The 19,356-nt window shown below is 69.7% G+C and carries 19 protein-coding genes; 8 read left to right on the forward strand and 11 right to left on the reverse strand.

Annotation, left to right across the window (positions count from 1 at the left end):
• The first annotated feature begins 23 nt into the window (after positions 1-23).
• Positions 24-203 (forward strand): hypothetical protein, encoded by a 180-nt coding sequence (locus ACH34W_RS00955; RefSeq protein WP_395958707.1) that lies wholly within the window; start codon positions 24-26, stop codon positions 201-203.
• A 1-nt stretch (position 204) separates the two neighbouring features.
• Here the strand turns inward: ACH34W_RS00955 and ACH34W_RS00960 are convergent, their stop codons facing one another.
• The gene (locus tag ACH34W_RS00960) at positions 205-2,643 is read right to left on the reverse strand and encodes a HelD family protein (protein ID WP_395958708.1); all 2,439 of its coding nucleotides are present in this window, start codon (positions 2,641-2,643) and stop codon (positions 205-207) included.
• 248 nt (positions 2,644-2,891) lie between these two features.
• Here ACH34W_RS00960 and ACH34W_RS00965 point away from each other — a divergent pair, with 248 nt between their 5' ends.
• Positions 2,892-4,631: an alkaline phosphatase D family protein gene (locus ACH34W_RS00965; protein ID WP_395958709.1), complete on the forward strand. Its 1,740-nt coding sequence runs from the start codon at positions 2,892-2,894 to the stop codon at positions 4,629-4,631.
• 162 nt (positions 4,632-4,793) lie between these two features.
• Here the strand turns inward: ACH34W_RS00965 and ACH34W_RS00970 are convergent, their stop codons facing one another.
• Positions 4,794-5,438, reverse strand: a complete 645-nt coding sequence (locus ACH34W_RS00970) for a pyrimidine reductase family protein (RefSeq protein ID WP_395958710.1) — start codon at positions 5,436-5,438, stop codon at positions 4,794-4,796.
• Between the two features lie 298 nt (positions 5,439-5,736).
• Here ACH34W_RS00970 and ACH34W_RS00975 point away from each other — a divergent pair, with 298 nt between their 5' ends.
• Positions 5,737-6,147, forward strand: a complete 411-nt coding sequence (locus ACH34W_RS00975) for a hypothetical protein (RefSeq protein ID WP_395958711.1) — start codon at positions 5,737-5,739, stop codon at positions 6,145-6,147.
• A gap of 16 nt (positions 6,148-6,163) precedes the next feature.
• Here the strand turns inward: ACH34W_RS00975 and glgX are convergent, their stop codons facing one another.
• The 4 genes from glgX to ACH34W_RS00995 form a co-directional block, all read right to left on the reverse strand.
• Positions 6,164-8,263, reverse strand: a complete 2,100-nt coding sequence (glgX, locus tag ACH34W_RS00980) for a glycogen debranching protein GlgX (RefSeq protein WP_395958712.1) — start codon at positions 8,261-8,263, stop codon at positions 6,164-6,166.
• A 110-nt stretch (positions 8,264-8,373) separates the two neighbouring features.
• Entirely contained in the window at positions 8,374-8,946 is a 573-nt protein-coding gene (locus ACH34W_RS00985; protein WP_395958713.1) for a GNAT family N-acetyltransferase, read from the reverse strand.
• 24 nt (positions 8,947-8,970) lie between these two features.
• Positions 8,971-9,519 (reverse strand): DUF4262 domain-containing protein, encoded by a 549-nt coding sequence (locus tag ACH34W_RS00990; protein WP_395958714.1) that lies wholly within the window; start codon positions 9,517-9,519, stop codon positions 8,971-8,973.
• A gap of 47 nt (positions 9,520-9,566) precedes the next feature.
• A complete protein-coding gene (locus ACH34W_RS00995) occupies positions 9,567-9,983 on the reverse strand; it encodes an acyl-CoA thioesterase (RefSeq protein WP_395958715.1) in 417 nt (138 codons plus the stop codon).
• Positions 9,984-10,111: 128 nt separating this feature from the next.
• Between ACH34W_RS00995 and ACH34W_RS01000 the strand changes: the two genes are divergently transcribed.
• Both ACH34W_RS01000 and ACH34W_RS01005 read left to right on the forward strand, forming a co-directional pair.
• Complete coding sequence (locus ACH34W_RS01000) at positions 10,112-10,843, forward strand: DUF72 domain-containing protein (protein WP_395958716.1); 732 nt, start codon at positions 10,112-10,114, stop codon at positions 10,841-10,843.
• 112 nt (positions 10,844-10,955) lie between these two features.
• Positions 10,956-11,348, forward strand: coding sequence for a nuclear transport factor 2 family protein (locus ACH34W_RS01005; protein WP_395958717.1), 393 nt, complete (start codon positions 10,956-10,958; stop codon positions 11,346-11,348).
• Positions 11,349-11,396: 48 nt separating this feature from the next.
• Here the strand turns inward: ACH34W_RS01005 and ACH34W_RS01010 are convergent, their stop codons facing one another.
• Positions 11,397-11,561 (reverse strand): LPFR motif small protein, encoded by a 165-nt coding sequence (locus tag ACH34W_RS01010; protein ID WP_395958718.1) that lies wholly within the window; start codon positions 11,559-11,561, stop codon positions 11,397-11,399.
• 92 nt (positions 11,562-11,653) lie between these two features.
• On the opposite strand from ACH34W_RS01010, the gene ACH34W_RS01015 reads away from it, so the two are divergent.
• A complete protein-coding gene (locus ACH34W_RS01015) occupies positions 11,654-12,826 on the forward strand; it encodes a S1 RNA-binding domain-containing protein (protein ID WP_395958719.1) in 1,173 nt (390 codons plus the stop codon).
• 228 nt (positions 12,827-13,054) lie between these two features.
• Here the strand turns inward: ACH34W_RS01015 and ACH34W_RS01020 are convergent, their stop codons facing one another.
• From ACH34W_RS01020 to ACH34W_RS01035, 4 genes are read right to left on the reverse strand one after another with little or no spacing between them, the layout of a single operon-like run.
• Positions 13,055-14,371, reverse strand: coding sequence for a glycoside hydrolase family 36 protein (locus ACH34W_RS01020; RefSeq protein WP_395958720.1), 1,317 nt, complete (start codon positions 14,369-14,371; stop codon positions 13,055-13,057).
• Positions 14,368-15,246 (reverse strand): carbohydrate ABC transporter permease, encoded by an 879-nt coding sequence (locus tag ACH34W_RS01025; RefSeq protein WP_395958721.1) that lies wholly within the window; start codon positions 15,244-15,246, stop codon positions 14,368-14,370. The genes ACH34W_RS01020 and ACH34W_RS01025 overlap by 4 nt, the downstream gene beginning before the upstream one ends.
• A complete protein-coding gene (locus tag ACH34W_RS01030; protein ID WP_395958722.1) occupies positions 15,243-16,124 on the reverse strand; it encodes a carbohydrate ABC transporter permease in 882 nt (293 codons plus the stop codon). The genes ACH34W_RS01025 and ACH34W_RS01030 overlap by 4 nt, the downstream gene beginning before the upstream one ends.
• Positions 16,121-17,434 carry an ABC transporter substrate-binding protein gene (locus ACH34W_RS01035; RefSeq protein ID WP_395958723.1) on the reverse strand — a complete coding sequence of 438 codons (1,314 nt, stop codon included), beginning with the start codon at positions 17,432-17,434 and terminating at the stop codon, positions 16,121-16,123. The genes ACH34W_RS01030 and ACH34W_RS01035 overlap by 4 nt, the downstream gene beginning before the upstream one ends.
• Before the next feature lie 147 nt (positions 17,435-17,581).
• Between ACH34W_RS01035 and ACH34W_RS01040 the strand changes: the two genes are divergently transcribed.
• The gene (locus ACH34W_RS01040; protein ID WP_395958724.1) at positions 17,582-18,262 is read left to right on the forward strand and encodes a FadR/GntR family transcriptional regulator; all 681 of its coding nucleotides are present in this window, start codon (positions 17,582-17,584) and stop codon (positions 18,260-18,262) included.
• Between the two features lie 73 nt (positions 18,263-18,335).
• On the forward strand, positions 18,336-19,346 hold the full coding sequence (locus ACH34W_RS01045; protein ID WP_395958725.1) for a LacI family DNA-binding transcriptional regulator: 1,011 nt from the start codon (positions 18,336-18,338) through the stop codon (positions 19,344-19,346).
• Positions 19,347-19,356 lie beyond the last annotated feature (10 nt).

Raw genomic sequence — 19,356 nt, forward strand, 5'->3', positions numbered from 1 at the left:
AAGAAAACAATGACGATCGGCGGGTGCTTCTACAACCGGCCCACCAGGTGGTGACGGGTGCCCGGCCCGGACGGCGGGACGCGGCGGAGATCGTGGTGTTCGACTCCACCGGCACCGCCGTCCAGGACGTCGCGGCCGCTGAGGCCGTCCATCGCGCGGCCGTACGCGAGGGCACGGGCCTGCCGTTGCCCCTCCGGGACTGAGCTACGCGATCGCTGAGAGGAGGGTCGGCAGATCGTCGTGGTGGACGACGGTCAGCCGCCGCGTGGCCCGGGTGATCGCCACGTAGAGGTCCTGGCCGCCGCGCGGCGACTCGGCCAGCACGCCGTGCGGATCCACCACGATCACCGAGTCGAACTCCAGGCCCTTGGACTCCTCGGCGGTGAGCACCACGACCGGCGAGTCCAGTGCCTCCGGGGTCGCGCCTGCCTCGGCGTCGGGAAGGGCGGCGCGCACCGCGCCGTGCGTCGCCCCTGAGGCGATCACGGCGAGCCGGCCCTCGCCCGCGCTGCCGGTCTCGATCTCCGCCAGCTCGGCCGCCACCAGATCCGGCAACTCGGCGGTGATCCGGTCGGCGGGCAGCCGCACGGCCACCGGCGGCGGGCCGTCGTCGCGGACCGGCTCGGGCGGGGTCTGGTCGGGCGCGACGGTGGCGAGCACGTCCGCGGCGACCTTCATGATGGCGGCGGGCGTCCGGTAGTTGACCATCAGGCGCTGCTCCCGCCAGCGGCCTGGCACGTACCGGTCGAGCATCGAGCCCCAGGAGCGGGCACCGGCGGGGTTGCCGGTCTGGGCGATGTCGCCCACCACCGTGAGGGAACGTGTCGGCACCTTGCGCATGACCGTCCGCCAGGCCATCTCCGATAGCTCCTGCGCCTCGTCCACGATGACGTGCCCGTACGCCCACTCGCGGTCGGACGCGGCGCGCTGCGCGGTGGTGAGCCGGAGGCCGTCGTCGTGCTGGCGCTCGGCCAGGTCAAGCGCGTCCTCCACGTGCCGCTCGGCCAGTTCGCGCACGTCGAGCTGGTCGATCTCGGGAATGCCGATCTGCTCGATCCCGGTGGACTGGATGACCTCGCGCGCGTAGAGCTCCTCGGCCTCCCGCTCCCGCTCGACGGCGCGCTGGCGGGCCCGTTCGGCAGAGTCGTCGAGGGCGCCCAGCAACTCGGCGCCTTCATCCAGCAACGGCACGTCCGACACCGTCCATTCACTGCCAGCGCCGGCGGGGCGGAAAAGGGCGGCCTGCTCGGCCGGGGACAGGCCCGCCGCAGTGCCGACGCGCCGGAGGGCCTCCCGGTCGCCGAACAGGTCGGTGAACAGCTGCTGCGGTGTCAGCTCCGGCCACAGGTCGTCGATCGTCTGGCGTACGGCGGGCTCCTGCCAGAGGGCCTCCTTGGCCAGCTTCAGCTCGGTCCCGTCGAGAAGGGGCTGGTCCTCGGCCTCGTCGAGCAGCTCCTGGAGCCACTGCGGGACGCTGCCGGAGTCGAGGATCTCCTGGAGCGGCTCGTCGGTCATCCGGTCGAACTGCTCGGCGCGGTCCACCGCGAGGGCCTGCAGCACCTCGTGCACGAAGAGCCGGCGCTGCCGGTTGTGCGGCGCCCGCAGCTCCCGGGCGCGGTCGCGGATCTCCAGCGTCGTCGCGGGGGCGACGCGCAGGACCATCCCGTCCGACTCGACCTCGATGCCCTCCTCCGGCGCCCGCTGCCGATCTCTGACGGCGGCGTCGACCAGGCCCGCCATCCGGAGGTCGCCCTTGAGCACCGCGATCTCCGGGCTCTCGGCCGCGGTGGCCCGTACGCCTGGGAAGAGCTCGCCGACCGTGGCCAGCGCCACGTCGCTCTCGCCGAGGCCGGGCAGCACCTGCTCGATGTAGCGCATGAACGTCGCGTTCGGGCCGACGACCAGCACACCTCGGCGTTCGAGCACGTCGCGGTGGGTGTAGAGGAGGTAGGCGGCGCGGTGCAGCGCGGCGACCGTCTTGCCGGTGCCGGGACCGCCCTGCACGACCAGGACCCCCGGCAGGCCGGCGCGGATCACCTGGTCTTGCTCCTCCTGGATCGTCGCGACGACGTCTGACATCCGGCCGGTGCGGCCACGGCGCAGGGTTGCCAGCAGCGCCGCCTCGCCGACGATCGTGCTCTGGTCGGCCGCGGTCAGCCCGTCCAGGTCGAACACCTCGTCGTCGAGCCGGACCACCTCGCGGAGGCGGAGATGCAGATGGCGGCGGCGGGCCAGCGTGCCCGGAGAGGTGGGCGTCGCGGTGTAGAACGGCCGGGCGGCGGTGGCCCGCCAGTCGATCAGCAGCGGCTCGCGGTGCTCGTCGCGCAGCCCGATCCGGCCGATGTAGAACGTATCGCCGGGCAGGTCGCCCTCGGCCCGGTGGTCGATGCGGCCGAAGCACAGCCCGCGCTCCACGCCGGTGAGCCGGTCGAGGTGCCGGACCGCCTCGTCGGTGGCGACGGCGCGTTCGAGCCTTGCCTGGAACACGCCGCCCCCACCCGTGGTCACCGGTCCCTCGCGCAGGGTCCGCTCGGCCTGGGCGCGCTCAAGGTCGAGCCGGTCGTAGACGCGGCTGACGTAGTCCTGTTCTTCGCGCAGTGCGGCCTCTGGGGACTTGACATCGTCGGCTTGACGGGTCTCCATACCTCGGCTACACTCCTATTCATAGGATCGGTGTCGTGCGTCCTCTTTGACGCAAGTTGCTAGATTACCATCCCTGTTGGTCCGCTGTCGCGCGGGCCTTTTCTTCGTTTCTGAGCACCCCTCTCACGGCTCGTCCAATTGATCGTATTTGTTGGACTGAGCGACATCCCAGCGGTACTCCGCGGCCACGGACCTTCGTGAGGCTGTCGGGCGATTTGCCCTGACATCCCCTCGAAAGGCCCCCCCTCATGGCTGACGCGAGTTCGCCCCAATCGACCGACCCCGTCCTACCTTCCGGGCGTGCGCTCAACCGGAGATCCTTCTTCGTCACTTCAGGCCTGGTCACCTCAGGTCTGGCGGTGGGCACCGCCGCGGCCGTGACCGGCGTTCCCGGCACCGCCCGCGCCGCCTCGGGCCGCCCTGCGACGCTCCCGACCGACCCGTTCACTCTCGGCGTCGCCTCCGGTGACCCCGACTCCGACGGCTTCGTGCTGTGGACGCGGCTCGCGCTGAACCCGCTCGCCGAGGACGGCCTCGGCGGTATGCCGGACATGACCTACCCGGTGGAGTGGCAGGTCTCCTCGGACGAGCGGTTCCGCCGCATCGTCCGCCGCGGAGTCGCCGCCGCGCGCCCTGGCTCGGCCCACAGCGTGCACGTCGAGCTGCGCGGGCTGCGTCCCGGCCGCGAGTACTGGTACCGCTTCCGGGTCGCCGGGCACATCTCGCCGGTCGGACTCACCCGGACGGCGCCGCGCAACGACTCGTTCGGTCCGGCGCTGGCGATGGCGTTCGTCTCCTGCTCGCAGTTCGAGCACGGCTATTTCACCGCGTACCGGCGCCTGGCGGAGGAGCAGCCGGACCTGATCCTGCACCTGGGCGACTACCAGTACGAGTACAAGAAGGGCGTCTACAACAGCCCCGGCGGCAACGTCCGCGACCATGAGGGCCCGGAGACCGTCACGCTCGCCAACTACCGGCAGCGGCACGCCCAATACAAGTCCGACCTCGACCTGCAGGCCGCGCACGCCGCCGCGCCCTGGCTGGTGGTCTTCGACGACCACGAGGTGGAGAACAACTGGGCCGACGAGGTGCCCGAGGCCGGATCCGACACGCCCGACCCGGCCGTCTTCCGCGAGCGCCGCGCAGCCGCGTTCAAGGCCTACTACGAGAACATGCCGCTGCGCCGCAGCTCGGTGCCCAAGGGCTACGACATGCAGCTCTACCGGCGGGTCCGCTGGGGCCGCCTGGCCAGCTTCCACATGCTCGACACGCGGCAGTTCCGCGACGACCAGGCCTGCGGCGACGGGTACAAGGACTGCGCGGCCGCGTCCGACACGGCGCGTTCCATCACGGGCGCCGCGCAGGAGAAATGGCTGCTGGACGGCTTCCGCCGGTCGGGCGCCCGCTGGGACGTCCTCGGCCAGCAGGTCTTCTTCGCCCAGCGCGACAACACGGACGGGCCAGTCAAGAAGACCAGCATGGACTCCTGGGACGGGTACGTGGCGTCCCGCGACCGCATCACCAAGGGCTGGCTGGACGCCAAGGTGCGCAACGCCGTCGTGCTCACCGGCGACGTGCACGCGCACTGGGCCAGCGACCTCAAGGCGAACTACGACGACCCGAACTCCACGGTGGTCGGCTCCGAGCTCGTCTGCAGCTCGATCACCAGCGGCGGTGACGGCGCCGACTCCGACCCGGCGAGCCACCCGTTCCTCAAGATCAACCCGCATCTGAGGTTCTACAACAACCAGCGCGGCTATGTGCTGACCAGGATCGACAAGGACGAGATGAAGGCCGACTTCACGACGTTGCCGGCTGTGCGCACGCCCGGCGCCGCCGCGTCGGTCAAGGCGACCTTCGTCATCGAGGACCGCGTGCCCGGCGTCAAGCAGACCTATCTGCGGCCGTACGCCGCGCCCAAGGCCCGCGCGAAGTCGGAGCGCGACATCATCCAGGAGACCATCGAGAACGAGACCGCGCGCCCGTAACGCCTGACGCGGCCCAAGGCATGGCCGGGCTCTCCGTCGCAGGGGAGAGCCCGGCCATCAGTCTGCTGCCGGTACTAGGTCAGCCCCAGGCCGCATGATGAGCAACCCTCACCATGCGGTACAGGCAGGCTGGAATCGCCGCCCTTCAAGGCGGGGAGGACCTCAAGCCTTGAAGTAGCGCGTGAAGAGGAAACCCTCCTCCTCAAGCACCTGCGTGAGTTTCATGTTCGACGGCGCCGCCAGCGTCGTCCCGTTCAGGATGCGCGAGGCCGCCCCCGAAAGCATGATCGGGCTCAGCGTCAGGCACAGCTCGTCGAGCACCCCGGCCTCCACGATCTGGGTGAGCACATGCGGCCCGCCCTCGCACAGCAGCCGCCGGTGCCCCCGTGCCTCCAACTGCTTGACGGCCACGGTGAAGTCGACCGAGTGCTCACCCGCGATGATCACATCGGCCACCTCCTGCGCCAGCTGCAGCTGGTCGGCGGGCGCGTCTTCGACCGTCAGCAGGATGGTCGGCGGGTCGGCGTCGGTGAACAACGGCCCGCCCAGATCGAGTTCGAGCCGCCGGGACACGATGGCCAGCGGCGGCACGGCCGTCCGCCCGGCCCGGAGTTCCTCCCACCCGGGCCCGGGAACGACAGGGCCGTACCGCTCGACGCGAGCCGTCCCCGCTCCGGCGATCACCACGTCCGCGAGCCCGCGCATGAGGGAGAACAACTGCCGGTCGGCCTCGTTCCCGAGCCCCCCGCTGCGCCCTTCGAGCGACCACGCCGCCCCGTCCAGCGTGGAGATCATGTTGGCGCGCAACCACGCCCCCTCCGCCGGATACGCATAGGCCTCGGCCAGGTCGACAGACTCAGAAGCAGAGTCGACAGACTCAGAAGCAGAAGAGAGCCGCTGCATCATCCACCCCCCACATCTCGGATGCGACTTCGATTTCCACCCTAGATCAGGGCTTTGCCCTGGAAGCCCGGCGTACATGCACCCGTGCGGTGAGGGGTGGCCGATAACGGTCTGTGTCCTCATATTCACGAATCGGTCATGGTGGGGTTGAGTCAGGGCGACAATCAGGACAGGGGAAGGCACCGCACCGGAGGGAGCGGGTGTGGAGTTCGTCGCGCTTGCCGCGTGGGTCCTGAGCACCGTCGCGGGGATCCATCTGCTGATGATCTGGACGCGGACCGGGGGACTGCGACGGCAGGCGACGAAGGTGACGCGCTTCCCGATGCTCGTCATGGTGGGTCATCCGCTCGCGGCCGTGGTGGGGCTCATCGTGTGGATCGCTTATCTGGTCACCGATGAGGCCGGTTATGCCTGGGGAGCGTTCGGCGTGTTGCTGGTGGTGATCCTTCAGGGCTTCCTGCTCTTCACGCGCTGGCTGGTGGGCCGTGGCGGGCGGCATGCCCGGGGGGCGGAGCAGGACTTTCCCGCGACCGCCGTGCTGGTCCACGGCGTCGTCGCGGTCGCGACGTTCGTCCTGGTCTTCCTCACGGCCATTGAGGTCAGCCGCAGCTAGACGCGCCAGAAGGCGATCAGATGCGGCGGAGGGCGATCAGGGCGCGGCTGGCCACGTCGAGCTGGTCCTGCGCCTTGAGGCGTTCGCGCTCGCCCAGCGTGGTGGGCGCGGCGGTGTCGAGGGCGTACTCCCAGCGTTCGCCGTACTCCGGACCGGGCAGCGTGAACTCCACGTACTGCGAGTGCGCGTTGATGAGCAGGAGGAACGAGTCGTCGCTGATGCGCCGGCCGCGCGGGTCGGGCTCGGTGATGGCCTCGCCGTTGAGGAAGACCCCGAGCGACTTGGCGAAGCCCACCGCCCAGTCGTCGTCGGTCATCGTGACGCCGGCCGGTGTCAGCCAGGCGATGTCGGCGGGGCCGCCGCCCAGCGGGCCGCCCTTGAAGAAGCGGCGCCGGCGGAAGATCGGATGGTCCTTGCGGAGCTGGGCGAGCGAGCGGACGAAATCCAGGTCCTCGTGGCGGACGTTGTGCCAGTCGATCCAAGACAGCTCGTTGTCCTGGCAGTACGCGTTGTTGTTGCCATGCTGGGTGCGGCCGAGCTCGTCGCCGTGGGACAACATCGGCACACCCTGCGCCAGGAAGAGGGTCGCCAGAAGGTTGCGGCGCTGGCGGGCACGGAGTTCGAGGATCGCCGGATCGTCGGTGGGTCCCTCGTAACCGCAGTTCCAGGAACGGTTGTCGTCGGTCCCGTCCCGGTTGGCCTCGCCGTTGGCGTCGTTGTGCTTGCGGTTGTACGCGACGATGTCGCTGAGTGTGAAGCCGTCGTGGCAGGTCACGAAGTTGATCGAGGCCCACGGGCGGCGCGCGCTGTGCTCGTACAGGTCGCTCGACCCCGTCAGCCGGGACGCGAACTCAGGCATCGTCGCGGTCTGCCCACGCCAGAAGTCACGGACGGTGTCGCGGTATTTGCCGTTCCACTCGGTCCACAGCGGAGGGAAGTTGCCCACCTGGTAGCCGCCCTCGCCCACGTCCCACGGCTCCGCGATCAGCTTGACCTGCGAGACCACCGGATCCTGCTGGACGAGATCGAAGAACGCTGACAACCGGTCGACGTCGTGCAGCTCGCGCGCCAGTGCCGACGCCAGGTCGAACCGGAACCCGTCCACGTGCATCTCCAGGATCCAGTAACGCAGCGAATCCATGATGAGCTGGAGCGCGTGCGGGCTGCGCACGTTGAGCGAGTTGCCGCAGCCCGTGTAGTCGAGGTGGTAGCGCTTGTCGTCGTCGCGCAGCCGGTAGTACGAGGCGTTGTCGATGCCGCGGAACGACAACGTCGGCCCCAGATGGTCGCCCTCGGCGGTGTGGTTGTAGACGACGTCGAGGATGACCTCGATCCCCGCCTCGTGGAGCGTGCGCACCATCGCCTTGAACTCCAGGACCTGCTCGCCCCGTTCGCCGGAGGCGCTGTAGGTGTTGTGCGGGGCCAGAAAGCCGATGGTGTTGTAACCCCAGTAGTTGGTCAGGCCGCGGGCGACCATGGCGTGCTCGGGGATGGACTGGTGGACGGGCATCAGCTCGACCGCGGTCACGCCGAGATCGAGGAAATGGTCGATCATGACCGGGTGGGCCAGCCCCGCGTAGGTGCCGCGCTGCTCCTCCGGGATGCCGGGGTGGAGCTTGGTGAGTCCCTTGACGTGCGCCTCGTAGATCACCGTGTCGTGGTACGGGGTCCGCGGCGGCCGGTCGTCGGACCAGTCGAAGAACGGGTTGATCACGACGTTCTTCGGCATGTACGGGCCGCTGTCGGTGTCGTTGAGGGTGTCCGGGTCGCCGAAGTCGTACGAGAACAGCGACTCGTGCCAGTGCACGCCGCCCTCGACGGCCTTGCCGTACGGGTCGAGCAGCAGCTTGGCAGGGTTGCAGCGATGGCCCTCGCGGGGCTCGAACGGCCCATGCACGCGGTAGCCGTAGCGCTGGCCCGGGCCGATGCCGGGCATGTAGCCGTGCCAGAGATATCCGTCGACCTCGGGCAGCTCGTACCGTTCCTCGCGTCCCTCGTCGTCGAAGAGACACAACTCGACCCTGTGGGCGACCTCGGAGAACAGCGCGAAGTTGGTGCCCGTGCCGTCCCAGGTGGCGCCCAGCGGATACGGCTCGCCAGGCCAGACCTCCGGCATCGTTCCCACTCCCTGACCGTTGAGTGCGTGGCCCGTCGATTGTTGCGTACCCGCCGACATTTCGGCGGGTACAGAACGAGATCGAGGTGTTACCCCGCGATCCGGATCTCTCACTCGTTCCTCCACACCGCCTGCTTCCCCCCGGCCTCCTTCCACACGATCTTCCACACGACGTCGTCGCCCGACCGGCAGGAGGTGGGGTGGAGCCCGAGCTTGCGGGCGACGGCGGCAGAGGGTTCGTTGCCGGGATGCACGGCGGCGGTGATCTCCCGGACGGCGTGATCTCGAAGCCAGCGGAGCATGGCGGCGGCGGCCTCGGTGGCGAAGCCAAAGCCCTGGTAGGGCATCCCGATGACCCAGGCTACGTCCGCTCGCAGCGTGGGTGCGCCGGGCGCCTCAAGGGTACCCGGGGTCACGGTTGCCTGGACGTAGCCGACGGCCTGCCGGTCGCGGCGGCGGCGGACGATCCAGTTGAGCCACCATTCCTGGTGGAACGGGGCGGGGCCGGCGACCAGGTGCTCGTAGCGGGCGCGCAGCTCGGCGGCGGTCAGCGGCTCGCCGCCCATGAAGTCATGGAGCCGGGGATCATCGAGCACCTCGGCCATCTCGTCGGCGTCATGGACGGCCAGCGGCTCCAGGAGGAGGCGCTGGGTCTCGATGATCTCGGCGAGGGGCCCGAACACCCGCTGACCCTATGCCGGGCGGGCTCACAGGTGCCGGGTCCACGCACCCTCGGGGTGTTGCCGCGGGTTGAGCCACAACCAGGGCTGCGAGTGGCGGAAGATCAGCTCGGTGCCGGGCTGCCACAGGTACAGCCCCTGGTCATCGGGCCACACGACCTGCAGAAAGGGCAGCGGAGGCCGGCGGTAGAACGACAGCGCCCCCTTGAACAAGCCGTCGTACCAGCGCGGGTCGACCGTCCGGAAGGCGGCGGTCTGGCCGCGCACCACGTCCTCCCGGCGGCCGCCGTCCTCAGGAGAGTCCCCGTCGGCGGTCTGCTGGCCGAGCGTGTTGAGGATGGCTTCCATCTCGTAGATGTCGCCGCCGAACATCGCCAGCTCAGGCGAGCGGAAGCTGTGCCAGAGCCCGATCGTGTAGGCCCAGCCGGGCCCCTCGGCGTCGCCCGGGACCAGGACCACGCTCCACCCGTACTGGCTGACGTGCACGATCGTACGGAGCTCGAAATTGTCGAGGCGGTCGCGGTCACCGTAGTCATGGTCGATGATGCAGAGACACCCGGGGCGGCCGTCGGACATGACCTTCAGCTTACGATCTTTGCGTGGCGACATCTCACCCCGGAAGGCTAGCCGCCGAGCGTCTCGGGACGCTCCGCGAGTGAGGCGAAATGGTCACCGGGTGAGTGGAGGAGACGCCGTTCGGTGAGATCCAGGAGACCGCAGACGCTCGTGATCTCGGCTGCGACCGTGCCGTCCGTCCGGCGGATCTCCTGCTCGATCCGGTACGTCTTGCCGTCTCCGAAGACGAATCTGCAGGTGACGTCGACTTCGTCGCCGCCGCGCAGCTCCCGGCGGAACTTGAGGTTGGTCTCAAGCGTGACGGGACCCACCCCGGTGGCCAGCAGCTTGTCCCCGGGCAGCCCGGCGGCGCGCAGGCACTCCCAGCGCGCGTGCTCGGCGTACTGCATGTAGACCGCCTGGTTGAGGTGGCCCTGGGTGTCGAGCTCGTAGCCGCGAACGGTGACATTGGTCGCGAAGGTCATGGCAATCCGATCATGGTTGAGGTGCCGGTCGATCGTACGCACGGGGTGTGACAAAACCGGCCCGTGTGGGCGCACGGCTGTCATGAGGGCGCAGTTCGCGGGTACGGGCCTCCCAGGGGGGAGGCGCGATGTTGATCGGCACGTCCGGCTGGCAGTACGCCGACTGGCGCGGGCTGCTCTACCCGAGCGGGCTGGCCCAGCGGCGGTGGCTGGAGCGGTACGCCGAGAGCTTCGCCACGGTCGAGAACAACAACGCCTTCTACCGACTGCCCAAGAGGGAGACGTTCGAGAGCTGGCGGGACCGTACGCCGGACGGCTTCGTGATGGCGGTGAAGGCGAGCCGCTTCCTCACGCACATGAAGCGGCTGCGGGAGCCGGAGGAGCCGGTGGCACGGCTGATGAGCGTCGCCGACGGCCTCGGTCCCAAGCTTGGGCCGATCTTGCTTCAGCTGCCCCCGACGTTGCAGGCCGAGCCCGAGCGCCTCGCCGCCTGCCTGCGGCGCTTTCCCGGTCGGGTACGGGTGGCGGTGGAGCCGCGGCATCCCTCGTGGTGGTCCGACGAGGTGCGCTCCGTGCTCGAACGGCACCGCGCCGCGCTGTGCTGGGCCGACCGGCACAGCCGCCCGCTGACCCCGCTGTGGCGGACCACGGACTGGCTGTACGTGCGGTTCCACGAGGGAGCGGCCCAGCCGTGGCCCACGTACGGCGATCAGGCCCTCGCCACCTGGGTGAGCCGCATCAACGAGGCCGATCATGACGAGGCCTACGTCTACTTCAACAACGACCCGAACGGCGCCGCCGTCCGCAACGCGATCCGGTTCGCCGAGCTGGCCGGCCAGACCCTGGCCCTGCAGCCCTGACCCGCCGCCGGGGTCGTTACCGTGAAGCCGTGGGACGACCTGCCAAGTTCGACGCCGACCAGATTCTCGATGCCGCCGCAGTGCTGGCCGCCGACGCCCGTAGTTTTGGAGAATGTCCTCTAAAACTGTGGAGGGCCTCTACGAGGCCTTCGCGGCCGGTGACCCCGCCCGGCTGCTCGCCACGCTCCACCCGGAGCTCGTGCTCACGGTCAGCGCCGGCATGCCCCTCGGCGTCGGCGGCGATCATCATGGACCGCAGAATGCCCTTCGCGACTGCTGGAGCGTCATCTTCGCCGCGTACGAGACGGCACCGGTGCCCGCTGAGTTCCTCTGGTCGGGCCCCGAACGCTGCGTGGTCCTCGGGCGCTACCGGGGGAGGGCCAGGGCCACCGGAGTGCCCTTCGAGGCGGCCTTCGCGCATGACCTGACGTTGCGCGACGATCTGATCGTCGCGTTCACCCAGATCACCGACACGGCCACGTGGCCCAGAGCGTCCGAGGCCTGATCACCGCGTCCGAGGCCTGATCACCGCGTGGGCTCCGGGTGGATGGGGTCACACGGACCGGCGGCGGGAACGGCGGCGCGAGGGTGCGAGAAGACTGGCGAGTACCCGGAACGGTAGGGTGATGACGTTGATGAGGGTGGAGATTATGGCCTGAAGTGCGGCGCTGATGCGGCGCATTGTGTGTTCCTCCTTTTTTTGGTACGCCGATCCCATACCCACCGTCCGTTTTCTACACTTCGGTAAACATTGGGACCTGGCGCGTACCGTGTCGTCAGGCCCGGTCCCCGGTTTCCACCGGCGCACAGATGAGGATCCACGACATCGACTCCCAAGAAGAGCTCCCCGCGGGGGTGGAGAGCACCCAGCCCGAGCAGGCCCAGCAGCCCGAGCAGCCTGAGCAAGCCGAGCAGGCCGAGCAGGCCGCCGAGCAGCCTGAGCAGGCCGAGCAGGCCTGGGGCGCGATCGAAAAGGCCAAGGACGAGGGCGGCATCGTCACCGGTACCGTCGTCGAGGCCGTCAAGGGCGGCTTGATCGTCGACATCGGCGTGCGCGGCTTCCTGCCGGCCGCCCTGGTGGAGATGCGACGGGTCCGTGACCTGAGGCCGTACGTCGGCCGCGAGCTCGAGGTCAAGATCATCGAGCTGGACAAGGACCGCGACAAGGTGGTGCTGTCCCGCCGCGCCTTGCTGGAGCAATCGCGGGGCGAGGCCCGCCAGGCCTTCCTCGACAGCCTCCAGAAGGGGCAGATCCGCAAGGGTGTGGTCTCCTCGGTCGTCAACTTCGGCGCGTTCGTGGACCTGGGCGGCGCGGACGGCCTGGTCCACGTGTCAGAGCTGTCCTGGAAACATGTCGACCATCCCTCTGAGGTGGTCGAGGTCGGCCAGGAGGTCACGGTCGAGGTCCGGGGCGTGGACATGGAGCGCCAGCGCGTCTCCCTGTCGCTGAGGGCCACCCAGGAAGATCCGTGGCAGCTGTTCGCCCGGACCCACCAGATCGGGCATTTCGTGCTCGGCCGCGTCACCAAGCTGATGCCGTTCGGCGCGTTCGTGCGGGTCGACGACGGCATCGAGGGCCTCGCGCACATCTCCGAGCTGGCCGAGGGCCGGGTGGAGACTCCCGACGAGGTCGTCCGGGTCCATGACGAGATCTTCGTGAAGATCGTCGACATCGATCCCGGCCGGCGCCGTCTCAGCCTGTCGCTCAAGCAGGCGAACGAGGCGGACACGCGCGACGAGTACTTCGATCCGACCCTCTACGGCATGCCCGCCGAGTACGACGACAAGGGCAACTACAAGTACCCGGAGGGCTTCGACGCCACGACCGGCGAGTGGCTGGAGGGCTTCGACGAGCAGCGCGACACCTGGGAGCAGCAGTACGCCGAGGCCTGGGCGCGGTTCGAGCATCACCGCAGGCTGCTCGAGGGCCCCCGGGAGACCGGGACCGGGGCACCCGATGACGCCCCTGACGGGGGCCAATGAGCCGCTGAGCCGCGACAAGGCCCCAGCCGTGCCAACGGGGGCATGGCACGACCGAGGCCTTGCCTGGCGGGGGCCGGTCTGTGAGGAAACCCTGGCCCTCCCCAGCCCTTGAAGTCTCCCCCCGGCCGCGCCATCGATCAATACACCCAGGCCGGATGGCGGGTTGTGGCCGATTTTCGGCGGCTTGCGGTGAGCAGGGGGCCACGCTGGACGCGTGGGACCGTCCGGCTACCCGGTGGGTGTGAACGGGGTCGGTGGCGGCGGGCCGGTCAGGAGGCGGCGCGTGGTCTCCAGGCCCCACGCGTCGAGGTCGAGGATGCGGTCCGACGACGCCCGCAGCCCGCCGAAGCGTTCCACCGTGCGCGCCCAGGCCTCCCGTTCCTCCATGGCGGGCCGCGCGACCAGGCAGTCCGGATCGTTCACCCAGAAACGGCCGTGCTGCCAAGCCCGCGCGACGGTCGTCGCGGCGGCGGCGTGCTGGGAGGGCCGCGACATGTCACCGGACGGCGGCCGTACGGTCAGGCCGATGTCCGGCCCGACCCGCATCGCGTCCACCAGCCCGACGCTGGGCAGGATGGGCGCGCCGCAGCCGAGCAGGTAGGCGTCCGGCCCGATCGCCTCCCGGATCACGTCGAGCCCGTGCCGGTAGGCGGCCGGGCCCGGAATGTCCGTGCAGCGCGGCCCGTCGAGCGCGCCCGCGTAGAGGAAGTCCACCTTGAAGTAGTCGAAGCCCAGGGCGCGCAGGCGGGTGAAGACCTCCCGCAGGTACGCCTCCGCGCCCGGGTGCGTGACGTCGAGGGCGCGCAGGCCCTGGTCCCAGTTCCGGCCGGCGTCGCCCATCAGCCATTCGGGGTGGTCGCGGGCGAGCATGCTGCGTTCGCCGGCGAGGAACGGCGCGACCCACACTCCGCACCGGTGCCCGGCGTCGCGGATGCGGGCCGCCAGCGCGGGCAGCTCGGCGAACGGGGCGGACTGGGCCAGCCAGTCGCCGATCCCGGCCTGCCAGCCGTCGTCGATCTGCACGACGTCGACCGGCAGCCCGCGGTCCGCGATCGCGGCCACGTTCTCGATCACGTCCGCGGCGGTGACCCCGCCGAAGTAGTGGTACCAGGAACACCAGACCGTGGGCGCCCGGCGGGGCACGTTCCCCCACGCGAAGGTGTCCGCCCAGCCGGCGAGGGCCGACTCGACGGTGCCGGCATGGCGGATCTCCTCGACGTCGCCGTTCGCGTCGATGGCGAGCCGGTCGCCGTGGAGGACCGCCCGGATCGACGGGATCTCGGTACGGCCGTCGCGCGCCGCGTACAGGCGCACCGGCGAGCCGTCGCCCGGATCGACCGCGAGCAGGCCCTCTCCCTGGAAGCCGCGGGCGGGGCCGGGGCGGCCGGGCCGCCAGCACATCGTCTGCATGATGCCGGGCCGTACGCGCGGCCGCTCGCCGGTCGCCGTCACGGGATAGGTGGCGGACGGGCTCCAGCTCTGCCATCCGTGTTCGTACACGCGCCCGCGATCGGCGTCGACGGGCACCTCGGCGATGCGGTTCATCCCTTCGTCGCCCCTCCCGTCAGTCCCTTGACGAAGTGCCGTTGCAGCAGCAGATAGAGGATCAGCACCGGGAGGGTGGCCAGGAACATCATCGCGAAGACGCTGCCGAAGTCGGCCTGGTACTGGCCGATGGAGCGGTAGACGCCGGTGGTGACCGTGGTGCCCTGGCCGGGCCCGAGGATGATCAGCGGATTGAGGAAGTCGTTCCAGATCCATACCCCGAGGAAGATCAGCACACTCGCGGTGGCGGGCCGCAGCAGCGGGAAGACGACCTGCCAGAAGACCGTCCACCGCCCGGCGCCGTCGATCGCCGCGGCCTCCTCCAGTTCCACGGGGATGGAACGCATGAACCCGGAGAACACGAACACGCCGAACGGCACGTAGTACCCCACGTTGAAGAGCACCAGGCCCTGCACGGTCGTCATCAGGTGGAACGTGGAGAGCACCCGCGTGATGGGCAGCAGGATCACCTGCGGCGGGATCATCAGCCCGCACAGGAGCAGGAGCATGACCAGCCGTGACCAGCGGCCACCGGAACGCACCAGGTAGTGGCCGAGCATCGCCGACAGCACGGTGAGGATCACCACCGAGAGCCCGGTGACGACGAGGCTGTTGGTCAGGCTCACCCAGAACAGCCGGTCAGGACGGCTCAGCACCGACTGGAGGTTGTCCAGGGTCGGCGGAACGGGCAGCGACGCCGGTTCCCTGGCGATCCGCGGCCCCTCCTTGATGACGTTGACGCACGCCACGTACAGCGGGACGAAGAAGACCGTGCCGGCCGCCAGCGCCACGAGCGGCCGCACCCACGGCGCCCGTTCGCCGCGCATGGCGGCCGACTGTGTGGAAGGTGTGGACGAGACGCGGGACAGGGTCACAACTGCACCTCACGTCGTTGCAGGACCTTGAGGGCGATCGCGCAGGCGACAGCGATGATGACCAGCATCACGATCGCCATCGCCGAGGCGTAGCCCTGCCGGTTGGCCACGAAGCCGGTCTGGATCACGTTGTAGGCGACCGTGGCGGTCGTGCCGGTGCCCGGCCCGCCCTTGGTGATGACCTGGACGTGGTCGTACACCTTGAACGCCGAGATCAGCATCACCACGGTGTTGATCGTCAGCGCCGGGGCCAGCATCGGCCAGGTGATGTGCCGGAACCGCGACACCGGCCCGGCGCCGTCGATCGCGGCCGCCTCCTGGAGTTCCTGCGGCACGCCCTGCAGCCCGGCCAGGTAGACGACGACGCAGAAGCCGAGCATCTGCCAGGACAGGATGATCCCGAGCGAGTAGAGCGCGTACTCGGGATCCGAGAGCCAGCCCGGCGGCTCGGCGACGCCGAGCCCGCGCAGCGCCTGGTTGATCAGCCCGTCGTCGGCCATGAGCCGGATCCAGATGATGCTCACCACGACGGTGCTGAGGACGACCGGCGTGAAGAAGACCGTCCGCAGCGCGTTGTAGAACCAGCCCCGCCGGTCCAGCAGCACCGCGATCGCCAGCCCCAGCACGTTGGGCACCACGACGACGATCACGGTGAGGATGGTCGTGACCCGCAGCGAGAGCAGGAACTCCGGATCCTGCATCAGCAGCCGGTAGTTGCGGAGCCCGACGAACCGGGTCGGCGGGCCGAACGGGTTGTAGTTGGTGAGGCTGTAGCCGAAGCTCACGACGATCGGCGCCAGCACGAAGCACACGTACACCGTGATGCCCGGCGCCCCGAACGTGAGGAAGTGCCACAGCCCCGTGCCCCGCCGCCTCAAGATCCCTTGGCCCACTCGCCGTCCAGGAATCTCGCGACCTGTTCCGGTGTGCGGCGGCCGGTGACCAGGTCCTGCGCAGCCGAGTCCCACTTCTCCACGACGCCTGCGGGCATGCCGTCGTCGCCGGCCTCGAACCCGAAGGCGGGCACGACGGCGTTCGCCTGGACGCCCTGCTGGTAGAGGTCGTAGCCGGCCTTGAAGACGGGGCCCGCGGTCGCCGGCGGCGTGTAGCCCTTGATCGCGGGGAAGAGCCCGTCGTTCGCGGTGGAGGTGTCGAGGTTGGCCTTGTCGAGCTGGAAGCCCAAGGCGAACCTCTTGGCCGCGTCGAGGTTCTTGGCCTTGGCGCTGACCAGCAGGCCGCCGCCGGTGAACGCGGGCACGACCAGCTTCCCGTCATCGGACGGCCAGAAGAACTGCCCGATCTCGAACTTCGGCTTGGTCTCGGGGTTGTCGGCCGCCGCCGCGAACCAGTTGCCCATCGCGTACATCGCGCCCTTGCCGTCCACGAACGCCTGCTGCGTCGCGGCGTAGTCACGTGACAGGTCGCGCTTGTCGATGTAGCCCTTGGCCGCCAGGTCGGCGAGCTTGCGGGCGCCGCTCACGAACGTGGGATCGGTGAACTTCACCTTGTCCGCGCGCCGGTCGTGCATCCACTTGGGGTTCTTGGCGTAGACGTCGGTGCCCAGGATCCCGGCCCATGTCGGGCCGAGCGCGTCGTGTCCGCCGCCGACGACCAGCGGTGTGATGCCCTTGCCCTTGAGCTTGGCGCACGCGGCGAGGAACTCCGCGTAGGTCTTGGGCGGGGCCGCGACGCCCGCCTTGGTGAAGAGGCTCTTGTTGTAGTAGACGACCGGGATCGTCTGCGTATTGGCCGGCAGTTGGTAGATCTTGCCGCCGACCGCGCCGTTGCCGGGGTTGGTGAAGTCCTTGAGCTCGCCCGGCTGCCACGCGTACAGGTTGCCGCTCTCGGCGAAGCCCGCCGGCGACACCGCGACCATCACGTCGGGGAACTGCCCGGAGGTGAGAAGCTGCTTGGCGTACGCGGTCCGGTCCTGGGTGGGCGCGACGAGCTTCTTCACCTTGATGTCGGGGTGCTTGGACGTGACGCGCTTGATGTTCGCGTCCCAGACCTGCGGGGTGAGGTTCGGCGTCTCGAAGACGAGGAACGTGATCTCCTTCGACCCCGAGCCGGACGCGCCGCCCGAGTCGTCCTTCACCGAGCAGCCGCCCGTGCCGAGTGCCGCCGCGCCGAGCGCGAGGCCCAGTGCCGCCGATAGCGTGGATGTCCAGGCCCCCGGACGTCTTCTCATGCCGGGTCCTCCCTCTCGCATCGTGAGTGGATGGAACTGGGTGGCCGGTAGGCGCATTAGATCCGACCTCTATGTGTCTGTCAACGGGGATCGGTGGGCGCTGTGGCATTCTCGGGCGTGATACATCCGATCTATGGGGGAGCGGGCATGGCAGTCACCGATGAGGCGATCGAGCGGATCAAAGAGATGATCGTCTCGGGGTCGCTGCGGCCCGGCGACCGGCTGCCGCGCGAGGCCGATCTGGCCGCTCAGCTCGGCCTTTCCCGGAACTCGCTGCGCGAGGCGGTCCGCGCGCTGTCCCTGATGCGGGTGCTGGACGTACGGCAGGGGGACGGCACGTACGTCACCAGCCTGGAGCCCAACCTGCTCCTCGACGCGCTCAGCTTCGTCGTCGAGGTCCACCACGACACGACCGTGCTGGAGTTCTTCGAGGTGCGGCGGCTGCTGGAGCCGCACGCGGTCGCGATGGCGGCGCTTCGCATGACCGATGAGCAGGTGGAGGAGCTGCGCGCCCATCTCGACCGGGTCGGCGCCGACTCGTCCGCCGACGACCTGGTGGCGAACGACCTGGAGTTCCATCGCCGGATCGCCGAGGCGTCGGGCAACTCCGTCCTGTGCTCCCTCCTGGAGAACCTGTCGGGCCCGACGATGCGCGGCCGGATCTGGCGGGGGCTCACGCAGGAGGGCGCCTGGGGCCGGACGCACGCCGAGCACCAGGCCATCCTCGACGCGATCGCCGACCGGCAGCCCGACGTGGCGCGCGGCTGGGCGACCGTCCACGTCGCGGGCGTGGAGCAGTGGCTGCGCCGTTCCCTGCTCGACCCCTGAGGCCTGCCCGCTCCAGATTCTCGGCTCCTGAGGCCTATTGACTCGTACCACAAACGTTTTCATACTCCCGGGCATGGGTGCCTCCGAGGACGGCGCCCGGGCGACGATCCGGGCGGTGGCGGCTCTGGCCGGTGTCTCCGCGTCCACGGTCTCGCGCACGCTCAACAACCCCGAGCTCGTCAACGCCGAGACCCGGCGCCGCGTGCTCGAATGCGCCGAACGGCTCGGCTACCAGCCCAACCGGGCGGCGCAGTCCCTTGTCCTGGGCCGCACGATGAGCGTCGGCCTGATCGTCCCCGACATCGCCAACCCGTTCTTCGCCCCGTTCATCAAGGGCGTGGAGGCCTACTTCCGGCAGACCGGCTACGCGGTCTTCCTCGCCGACACCGACGAGGACGGCGCCACCGAGGTGCGGCTCGCCGAGGCCATGGTGGAGCGCGCGGACGGGCTGATCCTGTGCTCGCCGCGCATGTCGGGGATGCGGGTGCGGTCGATCGCGGCCAAGATCCCCGTCGTGCTGGCCAACCGCCTCAGCCGCACGGTGCCGTCGATCTCGATGGACGTCCAGCCGGGCATCGAGCAGGCGGTGACGCACATCCACGCCCTGGGGCACCGGCGGTGCGCCTACCTGTCCGGCCCGCTCGACTCGTGGTCCAACCGCCAGCGGCGCAAGGCCCTGCATGACAGGTGTGCCGAGCGCAGCATCGAGCTGGTCGTGCTCGGCCCGTACGAACCCCGTTTCACCGGCGGCTACCGTGCCGCCGACGAAGTGCTGGCCGCGGACGTCACCGCGGTCTTCGCCTACAACGATCTCGTCGCGCTCGGCGTGCGGTCCCGGCTGGAAGGCCGCGGTGTGCGGGTGCCCGGCGAGATCAGCATGGTGGGTTTCGACGACATCCCGATGGCGTCGATGACCTCGCCGCCCCTCACCACCGTGGCGGTGCCGGTCCCGGCCGTGGCCAGGGGCGCCGCCGCGATGCTGCTCACGCGACTCGTCGGTGGGGCGCCGGGGGCGCCGCCACCTCCGCCGGCACAAGAGCTGGCGACCCGTCTCGTCATCCGGAGCACCACCGGGCCGACGTAGGATCCGGCTC

It is taken from the genome of Actinomadura sp. 6N118, from assembly GCF_044326415.1.
GTDB lineage: Bacteria > Actinomycetota > Actinomycetes > Streptosporangiales > Streptosporangiaceae > Spirillospora.